Genomic DNA, 17570 nt, shown 5'->3' on the forward strand with positions numbered 1-17570 from the left:
GATATGGATCATTCCAGGCAACTGGTTGCGGTAATTGACGCGCCCGGTCCGGAGCGCGATGCGCTGGCAGAAGCCATCACGTGTGATGGTATGGGCGTATATGCTGCAGATAATATCGACTATCTTCCAGCAGAAACCGCTTTGATTGTTGCGCATGCGCACTCGGTGCCTCAGCAGCAGTGGTCGCAGTTGACGCGTCGCTTACCCACGTTGGTGGTAAGCGACTCACGTCAGGATGCGGACCTGATCAAGGCGATTGACATAGGGTTGGTGGACTATATCGTTCATCCTCTACGCCATGCTGAACTGCTGCGACGAATGATTCGTAAGGCTATTGAGCTCAATGAGTTAGCCATTGAGCGAGACCGTGATAGAGAAAGACTCGCTGAATTAAACGAGAGCCTGGAGACACATCTGGCGCTGCTGCGCATGGACCAGCAAAGTGGGGGGCATATTCAGCGTCGGTTATTGCCTGCTCACCCCAAGGTGGTGAACGGCGTTTACTATGATTATTGGTTTGCGCCCTCGCTTTATCTATCCGGCGACTTTCTGGATTATCAGCGTTACAACGACCGTTACAGTGCGTTTTATTTTGCAGACGTTTCTGGGCACGGCGCATCCTCGGCGTTTGTGACCGTGCTGTTAAAGTATTTATGCAACCGTTGGCTAAATGAGTGGGACGGCCACAAGCCCGAGTGCTTGGCGCCGGACTGGTTGGCCGCTATGAATCGAGAGTTGCAGGGGACCGATATCGGTAAACATGCAACGTTGTTTGTAGGTGTTATTGACCATCACTCTCATACTCTTCACTATTCGCTCGGTGCACAGCTACCGATGCCTTTTTTGGTTGCGGGCGGTAAGCTCTCCCGGCTTGAAGGAGAGGGGATGCCAGTAGGCCTTTTCCCCGATATAGAGTATCCTTCGCTGAGCTGTGCCTTGCCGGCCGAATTTCGATTATGGCTGTGTTCAGATGGTGTATTGGAATGCTTGCCGGGTAAAACGCTCGACACGCGGCTCAAGGAGCTTGAGCAATTAGTAAGCGAAAGTGTCACGCTTGAGCAGTTGCGCGAACGGCTAGCCAAAACAAGTGTCCTGCTGGCAGCAGGGGAGACGGGTGAGGCGAACCAGGAACGCGGTGCTTTACCCGATGATCTAACAATCATGATGGTGAGCGGATTTGGTCATGCTGATTGATGAAGGCCGTATTAAAGCGGCGTTCGAGTCCGGTGTTTTTGTCTTAAAACTCTGTGGCGATGTGCGGTTAACGCTTTGTGCCACGCTGGATACCCAGGCACAACATCTGGCTGAAACGCCTGGGTTACGTGCGGTAATGATTGACTTGCGTGAAGCGACCAATGTCGATTCAACGGCATTGGGTTTTCTTGCAAAGGTGGCGATGGCTGTAAAAGGGCGCTTGGCCCACCCGCCTACTATCATTGCGGATAATCCTGATGTTCGTAAAATGCTCGATGTTATGGGCTTTGCGCGTTTTTTTACCTTGATGGAGGCGCCGCTTCAACAGCCGCCAGCGCTTAGCGATGCGCTTGTTGAGCTGCCTGAAGAGCCTGCGGATGAAGATGGGCTGCGCGAGCGAATTCTTGAAGCGCATCGTATTTTAATGCACATGAATGAGCATAATCGCGAGCAGTTCCAGCCGTTGGTTGAGATGTTGGAAGCGCAGAATACAGAACCCCACCATTAAAAAAGCCTCCCTGATAAAGAAAGGGAGGCTCCGACGACTGACAACCCCCCCCCACTTTTGTGGGGGGTGTCGTTTAAGCGTGGCGCAATTTAATAACTTATGACTTTCGCAGTGTGCCGAGCAATGTTTCCAGCTCACGCTGGTCGGCCATAAATTTGCGAATACCTTCCGCTAGTTTATCAGACGCCATTTCATCTTCATTCATGGCCCAACGGAAATCGCTTTGCGTTAATGGCTCGTCCGCTGAGCTACTCGCGCCCATCGGCGTTAGCTGGCGAGTTAGTTCACCCTGCTGTTCATCCAACTCGGTAAGCAACTTGGGCGAAATGGTCAGACGGTCACAGCCTGCCAGAGATATAATCTCGCCGATATTACGAAAGCTTGCGCCCATTACGATGGTGGCGTAGTTATGGCCCTTGTAGTAGCTGTAAATCTGTTTGACAGACTGTACGCCTGGGTCATTGTTACCGTTAAAATCGGCTTCAGGCTGACGAGATTTATGCCAATCGAGGATGCGCCCGACAAACGGCGAAATCAAAGTGACGCCTGCATCGGCACATGCTTGAGCCTGAGCAAAACCAAACAGCAGCGTGAGGTTGGTACGGATGCCTTCACGCTCAAGCTGCTGCGCTGCCTGAATACCCTCCCAAGTGGAGGCCATCTTGATTAGTATGCGCTCAGGACCCACGCCCTTTTGGGCGTACCGCTCAATCAATGAATGCGCGCGCGCAATAGTGGCATCACGGTCAAATGAAAGCCGAGCACTTACTTCGGTGGATACGTAGCCGGGCACCAGTTCACTAATTTCACTGCCAATCTCGACAGCCACGCGGTCAACCGCATCATCAATATCCTTGCTTTCCTTGGCAATAGCGGCCAAGTGGGCGCGGCGCTGCTCTTGCTGAGCGGCTTGTAGGATGAGCGAAGGGTTCGTCGTTGCATCTTGTGGCGCAAAACGTCGGATGGCTTCAAGGTCGCCGGTATCGGCGACTACCGAGGTCATTTCTTTAAGCTGTGTTAGCAGGCTAGTGGCCATTCATTACTCCTTGCGTCGTTAGTCCTTTACTGTAGCAAGGCAGGCGCTCGCTGAATATTATCCGATGTGGGGGTATTGGATAAGTCAGGTGTTGGCGGAGAGGCTTGCCAAATAAAATCATCGCTGGATATCTCTCCGATTTTAAAGCGTGCGGCTTGTTCACGCATCCTTTCTGCAGCGGCTTCAAGCGACATTGCATCCTGAGCAGTAGCTTCAACCTGCTTGGTATTGGCCCTATTCACCTGGGTCTGTTCGTGCAGTGTTGAATTCAGATGTTCAATGTGGCGGTGCTGCTCATTAGCCGCATCAGCGATCTGAAGCATGATGCTATTGGCCTGTTCGGTCGTTTCAACAATCGCGTTCATGCCGTGGCTGGCCTTGTTGGATAAGGTATGGCCACGCTCAATACTGTTGCCTGATGCGGCAAGCAAGGTTTGGATTTGGCGCGCAGCTTCAGCGCTTCGTGAGGCTAGTTGGCGTACTTCGCCCGCCACTACGGCAAAGCCTCGGCCTTGTTCGCCAGCGCGAGCGGCCTCTACAGAGGCGTTTAACGCAAGAATATTGGTTTGAAAAGCGATGGAATCAATAACGTTAACAATCTCATCGACTTCTTTTGAGCGTGCGTGAATCTCCTCCATGGTGGTCAGGAAGTTGGTCATTATCTGGCTACCGTCTTGGGTTTGTAATGCCGCCGTAGACGTTAGCTGGGTTGCATCGGCGGCAAAACCAGCGGTGGTGGCAACGTTCTCTGTCAGCTCATCCAGGTTAGCCGCGGTCGTTTCGTGGGATGCGTTTTGCTGGCGCGTTCGGATAGCAAGGTCTTCATTGCCTAGCGCCAGGCGTTGAGCGCTATCGAAAATATGGCGGCTATTACTATGAAGCTCTGAAACGGTTTCAATGAGTGCACGCTGCATATTATCCAGCTCTTGGTAGAGCTGGCCTATTTCATTATTGCCTTGAGCCGGGACCTTAACGCTTAAATCACCCTCGGCCATTGTACGAAAGTGTGCGACCAAGCGGTTAATAGGTAATAGAACATGACGCTGTCCAATCCAGGCCATTAAACCTAGCAGTGCCAAGGCAATAGCAATGCCTCCTGACAGCAATTGACCAATCAACTGACCGCGGCGTTGAGCGTTAGTCATTAGCTCTGTACCCTGACGGTCAGCCAGTTGATAAAAGCTACGTGCCTCTTCGGTTAGGGCTTGGCTATGTGCTAACGCATCAAGCGTCAATTGCCGGTAGCCGCCGCGGTCACCTGTCTGAACGGCGTTTAATTGTTCATTCATCGTGCCAATAAGCGCTGTTGCCTGCTGCTCTATAGCGTCTCGAAGTGTCGGGTGAGGTGTTTCAGCGGTTGCTTCCAAAAACGTTGCCAGTGCTACTGCCATTTCAGAGAGCTCATTTTCGACCGCTTGAAGCGCCTCTGTCGGGTCTCCTAGCGAGGGGCGCAATTGGCGTTCAAGCGCTCTGTCCAAACGGTGCAACCCCTCAAGGCCCGCTATATGAAGCCGGTTTAGCGATGACGACTGTTGAACATTAACCTGTTCAAGAAGCGCTAAATCGTTCTGGCTCTGCTGCATCATTTTCCATGTCAGTAGGGCAAACATGAGCACACACAGTGCTACAAGCAGTAAGGCGGATAGGCTTAGCCAGCGTAGTGGGATATTTTTCAGCGCTCTAAAATTCATAGTGTTTCCATGAGTTGGTCTTGGAAAAGGCTTATGAATCCTAGGCTAAGCAGTTTATGTTTCAGTTTTTCGGGGCTGCGGTGCTTAATTTTCATCACCGCGTTACTATTAGCGGCCTATCGATTGCTGCCGTGCTTGATGGTGGCTAATTAATTCAGGGAGTCCTATGGAACTTAACCCACGACGGGTTGCTTTGTTGGTTGCTGCCAACACAGCGCTTGCCCCTTTTGCGATTGACGCCTATTTGCCCGCGATTGGCGTGTTAGCGGAATCCGTTAATGCCAGCATTCATCACGCGGAGCTTTCGATTAGTGTGTTCCTGTTTGGTTTTGCCATTGGCCAACTTGTCTTTGGACCGCTATCTGACCGGGTAGGACGCAAGCCGGTACTCATGGGTGGTTTAGTCGTATTTATGCTGGCAAGCCTGATGATTACCACGGCTGATAGCCTCAACTCGCTTTTGTTTTGGCGATTTATCCAGGCGCTGGGTGGCGGAGCCTGCGTGGTAAACTCTGCCGCCATTGTACGCGACTGCTTTAGCGGCCGAGAGGCTGCCAAAGTGATGTCGACCATGGCCATGATCATGATGTTGGCTCCCCTGGTGGCACCGGCGGTGGGGAGTATGCTGCTGCATGTGGCAGGCTGGTGGCTGATTTTTGTTTTTCTTGCGGCATATGCCGGTTTTTTGCTTTGGCTGCTGGGGACGCGGTTACCCGAAACCCGTGATATGACACTGCCTGCAGCGTCGCCTCGTCAGGTGCTCGGCAATTATGTAAGCGTGCTGCGGCATAAAGAAGGCATGGGGTATATCTGTGCAGTGGCCGCCTCTTTTGCCGGTCTTTTCGCCTTTGTAACAGCATCGCCCTTTGTCTATCTTGATTATTTTGGTCTCTCTCCGGGGATGTATCCGCTGATTTTCGGGGTTAACGTCGTTGTTATTGCGCTCTCCAACCGCGTTAATATTTATATGCTGCGTCAACGCACACCCCAACAAAACCTGCGCCTGGGGTTAATGATCCAGATGGTCGCGGGCTTGGGCTTGGTGATCGTTACAGCGCTGGATATGGTCACGCTATATACCGTTGTGCCTCTGGTGATGGTATTTACCGGCATGATTGGCTTGATCACTCCGAATGCCATCTCGTCACTGCTGGACCACTTTGGGCATATCAGTGCAACCGCTACGGCGTTGCTGGGTGGCATCCAGTTTAGCTGTGGCGCACTTGCCGGGGTGCTGGTCGGGGCGTTTGAAGTCGCCCACCTGTGGCCCATGGTATTGACCATGCTGGGGGCGTCATTGTTGGGCAATATTGGCGTGCGGATGCTGACCGACAATTCAGAACAGAGTCGCTAGTCGTTTTATCCTGTCGTAGTGTTCTCATTTGCTATACGACGTTTTGCGTATTTAACGATTTAGAGATTGTCATATTTCTGCAATGATACGTGTGCAAACTCTCTTTTGTGAAAGGCCAGAAGGCCAACTCTTCCGGTAAGCATCAGCTGGCCGGATATCAAACCAGAGGGGAACACGACGTGAAAAAGCATACGCTAAGTGTTGCAGTAGTAGCCGGTCTAGCGGTAGGTGTTTCAAGCGCTGCCATGGCTCGCGACACAATCCAAATTGCGGGCTCTTCTACTGTACTGCCGTTTGCAGGTATCGTGGCTGAAGAGTTTGGTAATACGTATTCTCAGTTTAATACGCCGGTAGTTGGTTCTGGTGGTTCAAGTGGCGGCCTTCGTCAGTTCTGCCAGGGCGTTGGTGAAAACACCATTGATATCGCTAACGCTTCTCGCTCAATTCGTAGCGGTGAGGTTGAGAGCTGTGCCGAAAACGGTGTTAACGAAATTATTGAAATCCAATTCGGCTACGACGGCATTGTATTTGCCTCGCGCCTTGATCGTGGCGAGTTTGCCCTAACGCCTGAGCATGTTTTCAAAGCGGCGGCTGCTCAACTGCCGCAAAACGGCGAACTGGTTGATAACCCCTACACCCGCTGGTCTGAAATCGACAGCAACCTGCCTGACCAGGAAATCGTACTGGTTATCCCGGCTTCCAACCACGGTACGCGTGAAGTCTTTGAAGAGAAAGTCGTTCACCCGGGTTGTGACACTGTTGCTGAAGTAGAAGGCGATGCTTGCATCAACCTGCGTGGCGATGGCCGTATCGTTGAAATTGCCGGCGATTACACCGAAACCCTGGCGCGCCTGGATGCTCAGGAAGATGCAGTAGGTGTCTTCGGCCTTAGCTTCTACGATCAAAACCGTGACCGCTTGCAAGTGGCGACCGTTGATGGTGTAACACCTAGCCTGGAAACGATTGGCTCTGGTGAGTATCCGGTTTCTCGTCCGCTGTTCTTCTACGTAAAGGGCGAGCACATTGACGTGATTCCTGGCCTGGCGGAATACACGGAGTTCTTCCTGAACGAAATGACCTCTGGCTATGGCAGCCCGCTGGAAGACGCTGGTCTGATCCCGATGGATGAGAGCGAGCGTAGCCAAGTGCTTGAGCAGTTCGAATCCCGTACGGTCGTAAGCGTCGACTAAGTGCGGCACTGCTTCAGATTCGGTGTACCTTATTAAGTTTGTTTTTGCGCCAGCATCATGCAGTTGATGCTGGCGCTTAAACGTAGCAAGTCAAAGGCGGAAAGATAATGAGCAACTTTGCCTTGATAGCCACGCTGTTGGTGTTGATGGCCTTGGCATACCATTTAGGCTTGACGCGCAGCCGTGCGGTTGCGGCAACTCAAGATGTACGAATGCATTCGCGGCCGGGCTATTACGGTACGCTTGTGGCGCTTTGGTGCGGCTTGCCTGCACTCGCTATATTTTTGTTATGGTCATTTTTAGCCCCTCAGTTAATCGACATGCTGGTTATTCAGCAGTTGCCTACTGACATGGTTGCCAGTATGAGCGACCGTGAAATGCAAACGTTTCTGGATCGTGTAACTGCCTTGGCAAACGAACGTGGCGTAGCGGGTGGTGGTAGTCCTGAAGAGTGGGCCGCTGCGGCACATATGGCAAGGCTTCAAACGTTTGAAAATTTTAGCCTGGTGGCATTAGTCGCCGTGCTATCTGTGGCGGGCCTGGTCATTGCACGGCGGCGTATCACGCCCCAGTGGCGCGCCCGTAACCAGGTTGAACGGGTTATTATGTTTGCGCTAGCCGCAAGCTCGGCTGTCGCTATATTTACAACGATTGGCATTGTGCTCTCCATGCTGGGCGAGGCAATGAAGTTCTTTAGTTTTATTAGTCCCGTCGACTTCTTCTTTGGCACTACCTGGAACCCTCGATTTAGCACCTCTGGTACCTCTGACCAAGGGGAGTTTGGTTTATTACCCCTCCTCTGGGGCACCATAATGGTCAGTGGCATTGCACTGTTGGTAGCGATTCCTGTTGGGTTAATGACCGCAATCTACATGGCAGAGTACGCGCCGCCCTGGTTGCGCAATGTGGCCAAGCCGGTGATTGAGATTTTGGCGGGTATCCCGACCATTGTTTATGGCTTTTTCGCGCTGATGGTTGTGGGCCCCTTTCTCTCCGCTTTTGGTGATCTGATTGGCATTAATATTCGCACAACCAGCGCGATAACAGCGGGCCTGGTCATGGGGATCATGATCATTCCTTTTGTCTCCTCGCTGTCTGACGACATTATTACCCAAGTGCCTAAGTCGCTGAGGGATGGTGCATTAGGTTTGGGCGCCACCAAGTCTGAAACGATTCGACAGGTGGTATTGCCCGCTGCGCTTCCCGGCATTGTGGGTGCTTTTTTGCTGGCAGCTAGCCGCGCGATTGGGGAAACCATGATTGTGGTATTGGCCGCTGGTAATAACCCTGTACTGCATGCCAACCCTTTCGAGGCGGTATCGACTATTACCGTAACGATTGTTAACCAGTTGACCGGGGATATGGATTTTGCAAGCCCCCAGTCCCTGGTTGCGTTTGCCCTCGGTCTTACCCTGTTTGTGATCACCTTAGGCCTAAACGTCATCGCACTGGTTGTCGTGCGTAAATATCGCCAGCAATACGAGTAAGTGACTATGTCCATAACGATTGAGCAGCGCCGGCAACACCGGCTGATGACGATAGAAAAGTCGCTGGCGAAACGGCATCGTAAAGAAAACAGCTTTCGGCGGATGGGACTTGTCGCTGTTATTACCGGTATGGTGCTGGTCGCCATCCTGTTTATCAGCATTCTAATGCGTGGTGTGCCGGCATTTTGGCAAGCCACCATGTACATGGATGTGTATTTCGACCCTGAGGTTATCCAGCTTGAGCCCAAGCCTGAACGCGCTAGTGGCGAGAGCCAGTTTGAGTTTGAAGAGCGTTTTTTACAGTGGGAAACACAAGCAGGGCTGGCCAATTGGCAATCCTTAATTGATAACGCACTGGAAGAGGCGTTGGGGGTAGAGGTAGAGGGGCCGCAGTTACGTGATCTGCGTGCGCTTGTCACCTCTGGCGAGCGCTACGCGTTGCGTGATCGGTTTATTGAAGATCCTTCGCTGTTGGGGCAAACCGTCGAACTCAAGATGCTGGCGAGTGCGAACGTGGATGTCTGGATCAAAGGCAATATTGATCGTGATTTGCCGGATGCACGCCAACAGCTAAGTGCTCAAACGCGCGCCTGGGCTGACGAGCTTGAAGCCTCTGGCGTCATTCGTAACGCGTTTAGTACCTCGTTATTTTTAAATACTGACTCACGCAGCTCTTTGGCATCAGCGGGCCTGGCCGGTGCCTTTATGGGTTCGCTGTTTATGATGATCATCGTCATCGCGCTGTCTGTGCCGTTAGGGGTATCAAGCGCTATTTATCTGGAAGAGTTTGCGCCCAAGAATCGCTTAACCGATCTAATTGAAATCAATATCAATAACCTGGCAGCGGTTCCTTCCATTGTGTTCGGTTTGCTGGGCGCATCTATCTTTATTGGCTATTTAAGATTGCCTATTTCAGCGCCCCTGGTAGGGGGGCTGGTGCTTACGTTGATGACATTACCGACCATTATTATCGCTACGCGGGCATCGTTACGCTCCATTCCGCCCTCTATTCGTCAAGCGGCGTTGGGGATCGGGGCATCGCGAGTGCAGACGGTATTTCACCACGTACTGCCCTTGGCGCTTCCCGGTATTTTGACAGGCTCTATTTTGGGTGTTGCTCAAGCATTGGGGGAAACAGCGCCCTTGCTTCTGATCGGTATGAACGCGTTTGTCGCGAGTGTGCCAGCAACACCGTTGGATCAATCAACCGCGCTGCCAGTACAGATTTATCTATGGCAAGGCAATGAGCTGCGTAATTTCTTCGAAGCACGCACGTCTGCGGCCATCATTGTATTGCTGGGACTAATGTTAAGCTTGAATGCATTGGCGATTTGGTTGCGTAAAAAATTCGAGACGAGGTGGTAAGTGAATACTTCAACAGAGCCGATGACAACAACTCCCATGGTTAGCGTCGGGGGCGGTGAAAGCCGCACCAGCAAGGCGAAAGACAAGGTCAAAATGAGTGCCGAAGCCGTTAAGGTGTTTTACGGTGACTCTCAGGCAATTAACGGTATTGACCTGGATATCTACGAAAACGAAGTGCTGGCCTTTATTGGGCCTTCCGGTTGCGGTAAATCGACATTTTTACGCTGCTTAAACCGCATGAACGACACCATCGATATCTGTCGTGTTGAAGGCAAAATTACATTAGATAAAAACGATATTTATGCGGCTAACCGTGATGTAGTATTGCTGCGCGCTCAGGTGGGGATTGTGTTCCAAAAGCCGAACCCCTTCCCGAAATCCATCTACGAAAATATTGCATATGGGCCGCGCTTGCACGGCTTGGCTCGGCGTAAGGCCGAGCTTGACGATATTGTAGAAAGCAGCCTGCGCCGCGCAGGGCTTTGGGAAGAGGTAAAAGACCGTCTTGATCAGCCAGGTACCGGGTTGTCAGGTGGTCAGCAGCAGCGTTTGTGTATTGCACGGACGGTCGCGGTAAGTCCGGATGTCATTTTGATGGATGAGCCGTGCTCTGCACTTGACCCGATTGCCACGGCCAAAGTGGAGCAGCTGATTGATGAGTTAAGTGAGAGCTATACCATCGTTATGGTGACTCACAATATGCAGCAGGCCGCTCGAGTGGCAGACCGCACTGCGTTCTTCCATATGGGCGACCTGGTCGAAGTGGATAGCACTGATCAGATATTCACTAACCCTCAGGATCAGCGTACTCACGACTACATTACCGGGCGGTTTGGATAAGCAACAACTTCCTGGCGTGAGTGATAGGAAGACGCGGGGCTAACGCTGCAAAGCGTTGGCCCCGCGTCGTTTATGTCAGTCGATAAGCTCAACGGCAACCGCTGTGGCCTCGCCGCCACCAATACACAGGCTGGCAATGCCACGTTTGCTGCCTTGAGTACGTAGGGCATGAATAAGCGTGGCAATGATGCGTGAACCGGTAGAGCCAACAGGGTGCCCTTGGGCGCAGGCGCCACCAAAAATATTGACCTTGCTGTGAGGTAAGCCAAGATCGTCCATTGCCATTAGCGTCACCACGGCAAAGGCTTCGTTAATCTCAAATAAATCGACGTCGCCGACGCTCCAGCCAAGCTTTTTCATCAGGCTTTCTATGGCGCCTACCGGGGCAATCGTAAACTCGCTGGGGTGGCGAGCGTGGGTTGCATGCCCCAGCATTCTGGCTAATGGCTTCACGCCGTGGCGTTCGGCTGCTTCTGCGCTTGCCACAATAAGCGCTGAAGCGCCATCGGAGATAGAGCTGGCGTTTGCTGCAGTGATGGTGCCGTCTTTAGAAAAGGCTGGTCGCATGTGGCGAATTTTGTCGAGTTTGGCTTGAAACGGTTGTTCATCATGTTCAATAAGCGTGTCGCCTTGGCGCGTAGATACGGTGACGGGCGCCATTTCAGCATCCAGTTGCCCACCGTTGGAAGCCGCGATAGCGCGCTCGAGCGAGGCAATGGCAAAATCATCCAAACGCTCCCGTGTGTAGCCTCGCCGTGAAGCGATATCCTGAGCGAAAACGCCCATTAATGTGCCCGTTTCAGCATCCTCAAGACCATCCAAAAACATGTGGTCTTTGAGTTCGCCGTGGCCTAACCGATAACCGCCGCGGGCTTTGGTCAGCACGTAGGGGGCGTTGGACATGGACTCCATGCCCCCCGCCAGTAGAATTTGCCCGCTACCCGCTTTAATTACGTCGTGGGCGAGCATGGTGGCCTTCATGCCTGAACCGCATAGCTTGTTAATCGTCATTGCGCCGCACGCATCGGGTATGCCGGCCTGACGCATGGCTTGGCGAGCAGGGCCTTGTTTGACGCCCCCCGGAAGCACGCAGCCCATAATGCCTTCATCAATGGCATCGGGCTCAATGCCCGCACGTTGAACCGCTGCACGAATAGCAACCGCGCCCAGTTCAGGGGCGCTCATGCTCGATAAGCTGCCCATCATGCCTCCCATGGGGGTGCGTGCAGCGGATAGAAATACGATATCGGTTGCAGTATTCATTAGCTAACTCCTTAGGATTTATTGTGATTATTCTGCTGGGCGATAAGCGATGCGTTGACCCGTTGGCGGGGCTGTGGTTTTCTCGTGGATAACCAAGCAAGCGCTAGTGTGAGTGAAATGAATGTAATAAATGCATCTGTGCGCCGCAAGGAATTGACGCGTTTAGCGGCTCAGCTCTTTGTCCAGGAGGGCTTTGATCGTACCACTGTACGTATGCTGGCGCAGGAAATGGGGATCAAGTCCGGCAGCCTGTTTCATCACTTCAAGGATAAACAGGAAATCCTTGCTGCGGTAATCGAGGAAGGAGTGCAGAATGCGCTAATGATTGCTCGTCAATCGATTGAGCGCTGCTCGTCTGACCCTGAAGCGCGGCTGCGCGCGATGGCACGTGCTCATCTGGAAACGCTGTTTACCGACCGCAATGCTCATGTGGTGGCCCTGTTTGAATGGCGGCGCCTGGACCCTGCCGCTAGCGCACACTTAAGCCATTTGCGCGATGCGTATGAGGCCTTGTGGGTGCAGGTTATAGACGATGCACTGGAAGCGAAGCTTATCCGTGGGGATCGCTTTCTGGTTTCGCGATTTATATTGGGCGCTTTGAACTGGACCGTGCGCTGGTATGACCCAGGTGGCCCACGTACGCCAGATGACCTTGCGGATGAGCTGGTGGCGATGATCATGGCGCGCTAAGCGCTATTTTTTTAAGCAACCAGCCAGACGCCCTCAGTGCTTTTTTCTAGCAGTAGTAAATAGGCACTTGCTGCCAGCGACTCGTCTGTGTATTTCCTCGACCAACGTATAACCCTTTAATGCGGTAGATAGCTTGCGCTTCCTGCGGATTGCTTTTAGCGTTGAGGTTATCTGTGGGATTACGTTAACGTAAACTGAAAGCAATGCACGCATGACTTAAAACGTTACCCCGCCTGTTGCAAGACTGCTCATTACCAACAACATAAGAGAGCCATCGTGACAGCGACACCACTCCCCGATTATTCGGGTTATCTTGAGCATTTCTCAATCGACCAGATGGTTGCCCGTCTGGATGATTATCAGGACGGCCAGCTCAATGCTTTTGAAGCGTGCTGCGGACGCCATGTGCGAGCGGGGCGCGGAGAAGTGCTGGCGCTGATTCATGAGGATACCCAAGGTGTAACGCACACCCTGACGTATGCCGAGCTGGACGAACAGAGTGGCAAGCTGGCGGGTTGGTTGGTGGCGCAAGGCCTAAAAGAGGGAGACCGCATTGCCTGTATGCTGCCTCGGTCAGAGGCATTACTGATAGCTGTGCTGGCTACCTGGCGGATAGGTGGTGTGTATCAGCCGCTATTTACAGCCTTTGGGCCTGATGCAGTGGATTACCGTTTAGGCCGGGCAGATACCAAGCTGGTGATCACCGATCACGCCAACCGCGATAAATTTGACGGCTTGAGTCAGTGCCCGTCAATACTGACGGTAGGAGGGGCGAGCCGCGAACATCCAAATGATCTGGATTGGCAGGCTGCCTTGGCGCATGCGTCGATGACGACCCAGCCGCCTCGCCTTGATCCTACCCAGCCTTTTTTGCAAATGTTCACCTCGGGTACCGTGGGCAAGCCCAAGGGTGTGGCCGTGCCGCTTTCGGCAATGACCGCCTTTGCGCTGTATATGGAACTTGCCGTTGACCTGCGTGATGATGACTGCTTCTGGAATATGGCGGACCCTGGGTGGGCGTATGGCCTTTACTACGCCATTACCGGACCGCTGCTGTTAGGTGTGACCACGCATTTCTGCGAAGCCGGGTTTAGTGCCGAAGGGGCGCTTGACTTTATGAAACGTCACCGGATCACCAATTTTGCGGCAGCCCCCACGGCCTATCGTTTAATGAAGGCGTCAGGGTTGTTCGATGATGCCTATCAAACGTTATCGCTGCGCGCTGCGAGCTCGGCAGGCGAGCGGTTAAATACTGAAGTGGTCAACTGGGTCGAAAAATCGCTTGGCTGTTCAGTGATGGACCACTACGGGCAAACCGAAACGGGCATGACCTGCAACAATCATCACACCCTTGATCACCCCAAGCATGTAGGTGGCATGGGCGTACCTTTGCCGGGCTATCGGCTGGCCATTCTGGATGCAGAGTATAATGAGTTGCCAGCGGGAGAGCCGGGCGTATTGGCCGTGGATATTGAACATTCACCGGCGCATTTTTTCCAAGGGTATACGTGGCAAGAGAAAAACCCCTTTGTGAAAGGCTATTATCTGACCGGCGATGTAGTGATCTGTAATGAGGATGGTTCGTTCCAGTTTGCAGGCCGTGATGATGACATCATTACCACCGCTGGCTACCGGGTAGGACCTACCGATGTGGAGAATAGTGTCATGATGCATCCTGCCGTGGCGGAATCTGCGGCGGTCGGGCAGCCTGATGAAATTCGCGGCGAGGTGATCAAGTCCTATATTGTGCTTCGCGAAGGATACGAGCCAAGCAATGAGCTGGCTGAGGCGATTCGCCAGCAGGTGCGTGAACGTCTATCTGCCCATGCGTTCCCTCGGGTCATTGAATTCGTCGAGGAGTTGCCTAAAACGCCTAGCGGCAAGATCCAACGCTTCAAGCTACGTGCGCAAGCGGTTGAACAAGCCGGCCATAACAATTAATCAATCCAGGGAGAGCCATTATGCAGGTAAAGGAGAGCACGTTTTTAATTACCGGGGCGGCGTCTGGGTTGGGCGCAGCAACGGCTGAGCGGTTAGTGGCCGCTGGCGCCAAGGTGGTGCTGTGTGATGTAAAAGACAGTATTCGCTGTCATGCTGCCCAACTAGGAGAGCGCGCAAAAGCCTGTATGGCCGATATTACCTCTTCAGAACAGATGCAGCAGGCGTTCGAGGTCGCTGCCAAATTGAGCGAAGAAAAAGGGCTCGCGGGTGTTATTCACTGTGCTGGCGTGATTAGCGTGGCCAAGCTAGTGGATCGGGAGGGCAATCCGGCTGACCTGGATGCCTATGCCAAAACAATCCATATCAATCTGGTAGGCACCTTCAACGTCATGCGCTTGGCAGCGGCGGCCATGGCAAAAAACACGCCCAATCAGGATGGCGAGCGTGGCGTGATTATTAACACGGCATCTATAGCCGCCTTCGATGGCCAAGTGGGGCAGTGCGCTTACAGCGCCTCTAAAGCAGGCGTAGTGGGGATGAGTTTGCCTGCCGCTAGAGAGCTTTCTCGGCATGCTATTCGTGTCATGGCGATTGCGCCGGGCGTGTTTGAAACGCCGATGATGGGCGACATACCTGATGAAGCCGCCCAAGCGCTTGCCGCCTCTGTTCCTTTTCCCAAGCGGTTAGGCAGGGCAGAGGAGTTTGCCCAGCTAGCCGAGCATATTATTGTTAATTCCATGCTTAATGGTGAGGTGATTCGGTTGGACGGTGGTATTCGGATGCAGTGAAAGCGCATCCGTTGCTTAGACATCAACTCGCCAGCAATTCGGCTGGCGAGTTTTTTTGCGTTTAGCCGATCAATTCTCAATGCTTCGACCAAAAGACTAGCGTTAATGTGGCTTTAATTCAAACGCTCGCTTGACTCGCTTTGCGGTGCGCGCTAGCTTTCAAACATGTGTTTGAAAGCTGTTTTTTTGAAATCCAGCGCTGCTTTCAACTCCCCGTTTAGGAGAAGTGCTATGCCAAGTTATCAGGCCCCTCTGCGTGATATGCGTTTCGTCATGGACGAAATGCTTGATTACCCTACTCACTACGCTGCATTGCCAGAAGGTGATGACGCTTCACCCGACGTAGTGGCCGCCATTCTGGAAGAGGGCGCGCGCTTTTCTCGTGATGTTCTCCTGCCAATTAATCAAAGCGGCGATGAAGAGGGTTGTGTGCTAGAGGGCGGTGAGGTGAAAGCGCCTCAAGGCTTCAAGGAGGCGTACCAGCAGTACGTAGAAGGCGGCTGGCCAAGTCTGGCGGCTGATCCCGAGCACGGTGGGCAAGGGTTGCCGCCTTCGCTTGCTATGGTGCTTTCGGAAATGATCTGCGCGACCAATTTAGCCTGGGGTATGTATCCAGGGCTTTCTCATGGTGCCGCTGACGCGCTGCGCCATCATGGCACCGACGAGCAGAAAGCGACGTATCTTACCAAGCTGGTGGAAGGCGTTTGGACGGGCACCATGTGCTTAACAGAGCCTCACTGTGGTACCGATCTTGGGTTAATCAAGACTCGCGCCGTGCCAGCCGCTGGGGAGGCTTATACCATTACCGGCACCAAAATATTTATCTCCGCTGGTGAGCATGATCTGGCCGAAAATATTGTCCATCTGGTGCTCGCCAAACTGCCTGATGCGCCAGAAGGGTCAAAAGGTATTTCACTCTTTGTCGTGCCTAAGTTTTTACCTAATGCGGATGGCAATCCCGGTGAGCGCAATGGGGTAACCTGCGGCTCCCTAGAACATAAAATGGGCATTCATGGTAACGCGACGTGCGTTATGAACTTTGATGGTGCCACTGGTTATCTGGTTGGGCCGCCTAATAAAGGCCTGGCGTGCATGTTTACCATGATGAATGCTGCGCGCCTTGGCGTGGGTATCCAGGGGCTTGGTCTCACTGAAGCCAGTTTTCAAAATTCGTTGAATTACGCCCGTGACCGCCTACAGATGCGTGGTTTGTCAGGCAAGCAGGCGCCCGAAAAACCTGCCGACCCGATTATCGTTCATCCGGATGTGCGCCGGATGCTGCTAACGCAAAAAGCGTTTGCCGAAGGTGGGCGCATGCTGGTGCTTTACGCCGCCCAGTTGCTGGACACCGTTGAGCTTGGTCAGCCTGGTGAAGAAAAAGAGCGTGCTGAAACCTTGCTGGGACTGCTTACGCCGATCGTTAAAGCGTTCCTAACGGAAGTTGGTTTTGAGAGTACTAATGAAGGCGTACAAATTTTTGGTGGTCACGGCTTTATTAAAGAGTGGGGAATGGAGCAGTTAGTGCGTGATGCACGTATTACGCGGCTCTATGAAGGCACTACCGGCATTCAGGCACTCGACCTGTTGGGGCGAAAAGTGCTGATGAGCCAAGGGGAGTCGCTCAAGGTCTTTACCAAAGAGATTCATAAATTCTGTAAAGCCGAGGCTGATAACCCTGCGCTTAAAGAGTTTGTTAAGCCGCTGTCTAAGCTCAACGCAGAGTGGGGTGAGCTGACGATGGGGGTTGGCATGAAAGCGATGCAGGATCGTGAGGAAGTTGGGGCGGCAAGTGTCGACTACCTGATGTATTCCGGCTATGTCGCGCTTGCTTATCTGTTTGCGCGAGCGGCTAAACAAGCATCTGTTGCGCTTGAAGGTGATGATAAGGCGTTTTATGCCGCCAAGCTTAATACTGCGCGATTCTACTATCAGCGGCTACTGCCGCGTACGAAAGCGCATGCGCAGATGATCCAGGTCGGTGCTGGCAGCTTAATGGCTATCTCCAGCGAAGATTTTGGTCTGGGCTTTGAGATCTAACATGTAGTGTGTGCAGGCACGCTTTGGTTATTCGCCAAACGTTTTTATCAGTACTGTGTTCGGTGGTTTGCGGCAGTCTCTTGTTATGGAGCATATCCATCAAGCAGACCTGCCGCTTTTTTTATAGGGCGCTGGATCTTTTTAAAGATAGTGCTTGCCAAACGTCCGGCGAATCCGTAAAGTACG

Annotated in this window: 14 protein-coding genes; 11 read left to right on the forward strand and 3 right to left on the reverse strand. The window is 52.8% G+C overall.

Going from position 1 to position 17570, the window contains the following annotated elements; genetic code table 11:
- The first annotated feature begins 3 nt into the window (after window positions 1–3).
- Window positions 4–1194, forward strand: coding sequence for a PP2C family protein-serine/threonine phosphatase (locus ACT3TJ_RS10380; RefSeq protein ID WP_444621912.1), 1191 nt, complete (start codon window positions 4–6; stop codon window positions 1192–1194).
- A complete protein-coding gene (locus tag ACT3TJ_RS10385) occupies window positions 1184–1702 on the forward strand; it encodes an STAS domain-containing protein (RefSeq protein WP_441678739.1) in 519 nt (172 codons plus the stop codon). Before ACT3TJ_RS10380 ends, ACT3TJ_RS10385 begins: the two co-directional genes overlap by 11 nt.
- Window positions 1703–1799: 97 nt before the next feature.
- On the opposite strand, the gene tal is transcribed toward ACT3TJ_RS10385, so the two are convergent.
- Entirely contained in the window at window positions 1800–2738 is a 939-nt protein-coding gene (gene tal / locus ACT3TJ_RS10390; protein ID WP_193057119.1) for a transaldolase, read from the reverse strand.
- Window positions 2739–2764: 26 nt separating this feature from the next.
- Window positions 2765–4429, reverse strand: coding sequence for a methyl-accepting chemotaxis protein (locus ACT3TJ_RS10395; RefSeq protein WP_193057120.1), 1665 nt, complete (start codon window positions 4427–4429; stop codon window positions 2765–2767).
- Between the two features lie 166 nt (window positions 4430–4595).
- Here ACT3TJ_RS10395 and ACT3TJ_RS10400 point away from each other — a divergent pair, with 166 nt between their 5' ends.
- The 5 genes from ACT3TJ_RS10400 to pstB all read left to right on the forward strand — a co-directional run bounded on the left by ACT3TJ_RS10400 (window position 4596) and on the right by pstB (window position 10665).
- Window positions 4596–5783, forward strand: a complete 1188-nt coding sequence (locus ACT3TJ_RS10400; RefSeq protein ID WP_444621911.1) for a multidrug effflux MFS transporter — start codon at window positions 4596–4598, stop codon at window positions 5781–5783.
- Between the two features lie 179 nt (window positions 5784–5962).
- Window positions 5963–6973: a substrate-binding domain-containing protein gene (locus tag ACT3TJ_RS10405; protein WP_172117052.1), complete on the forward strand. Its 1011-nt coding sequence runs from the start codon at window positions 5963–5965 to the stop codon at window positions 6971–6973.
- 107 nt (window positions 6974–7080) lie between these two features.
- Complete coding sequence (gene pstC / locus ACT3TJ_RS10410) at window positions 7081–8460, forward strand: phosphate ABC transporter permease subunit PstC (protein ID WP_172117051.1); 1380 nt, start codon at window positions 7081–7083, stop codon at window positions 8458–8460.
- Window positions 8461–8466: 6 nt separating this feature from the next.
- Window positions 8467–9825 carry a phosphate ABC transporter permease PstA gene (pstA, locus tag ACT3TJ_RS10415; protein WP_441678731.1) on the forward strand — a complete coding sequence of 453 codons (1359 nt, stop codon included), beginning with the start codon at window positions 8467–8469 and terminating at the stop codon, window positions 9823–9825.
- A gap of 36 nt (window positions 9826–9861) precedes the next feature.
- Window positions 9862–10665 (forward strand): phosphate ABC transporter ATP-binding protein PstB, encoded by an 804-nt coding sequence (gene pstB, locus ACT3TJ_RS10420; protein WP_441678813.1) that lies wholly within the window; start codon window positions 9862–9864, stop codon window positions 10663–10665.
- A 75-nt stretch (window positions 10666–10740) separates the two neighbouring features.
- Here pstB and ACT3TJ_RS10425 read toward each other — a convergent pair whose 3' ends face one another.
- On the reverse strand, window positions 10741–11928 hold the full coding sequence (locus tag ACT3TJ_RS10425; RefSeq protein WP_441678730.1) for an acetyl-CoA C-acyltransferase: 1188 nt from the start codon (window positions 11926–11928) through the stop codon (window positions 10741–10743).
- A 117-nt stretch (window positions 11929–12045) separates the two neighbouring features.
- Between ACT3TJ_RS10425 and ACT3TJ_RS10430 the strand changes: the two genes are divergently transcribed.
- The 4 genes from ACT3TJ_RS10430 to ACT3TJ_RS10445 all read left to right on the forward strand — a co-directional run bounded on the left by ACT3TJ_RS10430 (window position 12046) and on the right by ACT3TJ_RS10445 (window position 17384).
- Window positions 12046–12618, forward strand: coding sequence for a TetR/AcrR family transcriptional regulator (locus ACT3TJ_RS10430; RefSeq protein ID WP_444621910.1), 573 nt, complete (start codon window positions 12046–12048; stop codon window positions 12616–12618).
- 336 nt (window positions 12619–12954) lie between these two features.
- Window positions 12955–14559, forward strand: coding sequence for an AMP-binding protein (locus ACT3TJ_RS10435; RefSeq protein WP_444665719.1), 1605 nt, complete (start codon window positions 12955–12957; stop codon window positions 14557–14559).
- A gap of 20 nt (window positions 14560–14579) precedes the next feature.
- Complete coding sequence (locus ACT3TJ_RS10440) at window positions 14580–15347, forward strand: SDR family NAD(P)-dependent oxidoreductase (RefSeq protein WP_193054906.1); 768 nt, start codon at window positions 14580–14582, stop codon at window positions 15345–15347.
- A 231-nt stretch (window positions 15348–15578) separates the two neighbouring features.
- Window positions 15579–17384: an acyl-CoA dehydrogenase C-terminal domain-containing protein gene (locus ACT3TJ_RS10445; RefSeq protein WP_444621909.1), complete on the forward strand. Its 1806-nt coding sequence runs from the start codon at window positions 15579–15581 to the stop codon at window positions 17382–17384.
- Window positions 17385–17570 lie beyond the last annotated feature (186 nt).

This window comes from Halomonas sp. AOP30-A1-24 (genome assembly GCF_052378165.1).
Taxonomy (GTDB): domain Bacteria; phylum Pseudomonadota; class Gammaproteobacteria; order Pseudomonadales; family Halomonadaceae; genus Vreelandella; species Vreelandella citrativorans.

Coding starts and splice junctions, on each gene's coding strand:
- ACT3TJ_RS10430 (WP_444621910.1), top strand. CDS start 12,046: ATGAATGTAATAAATGCATCTGTGCGCCGCAAGGAATTGACGCGTTTA.
- pstC (WP_172117051.1), top strand. CDS start 7,081: ATGAGCAACTTTGCCTTGATAGCCACGCTGTTGGTGTTGATGGCCTTG.
- pstB (WP_441678813.1), top strand. CDS start 9,862: ATGGTTAGCGTCGGGGGCGGTGAAAGCCGCACCAGCAAGGCGAAAGAC.
- ACT3TJ_RS10400 (WP_444621911.1), top strand. CDS start 4,596: ATGGAACTTAACCCACGACGGGTTGCTTTGTTGGTTGCTGCCAACACA.
- tal (WP_193057119.1), bottom strand. CDS start 2,738: ATGGCCACTAGCCTGCTAACACAGCTTAAAGAAATGACCTCGGTAGTC.
- ACT3TJ_RS10385 (WP_441678739.1), top strand. CDS start 1,184: ATGCTGATTGATGAAGGCCGTATTAAAGCGGCGTTCGAGTCCGGTGTT.
- ACT3TJ_RS10440 (WP_193054906.1), top strand. CDS start 14,580: ATGCAGGTAAAGGAGAGCACGTTTTTAATTACCGGGGCGGCGTCTGGG.
- ACT3TJ_RS10445 (WP_444621909.1), top strand. CDS start 15,579: ATGCCAAGTTATCAGGCCCCTCTGCGTGATATGCGTTTCGTCATGGAC.
- pstA (WP_441678731.1), top strand. CDS start 8,467: ATGTCCATAACGATTGAGCAGCGCCGGCAACACCGGCTGATGACGATA.
- ACT3TJ_RS10425 (WP_441678730.1), bottom strand. CDS start 11,928: ATGAATACTGCAACCGATATCGTATTTCTATCCGCTGCACGCACCCCC.
- ACT3TJ_RS10380 (WP_444621912.1), top strand. CDS start 4: ATGGATCATTCCAGGCAACTGGTTGCGGTAATTGACGCGCCCGGTCCG.
- ACT3TJ_RS10435 (WP_444665719.1), top strand. CDS start 12,955: ATGGTTGCCCGTCTGGATGATTATCAGGACGGCCAGCTCAATGCTTTT.
- ACT3TJ_RS10395 (WP_193057120.1), bottom strand. CDS start 4,429: ATGAATTTTAGAGCGCTGAAAAATATCCCACTACGCTGGCTAAGCCTA.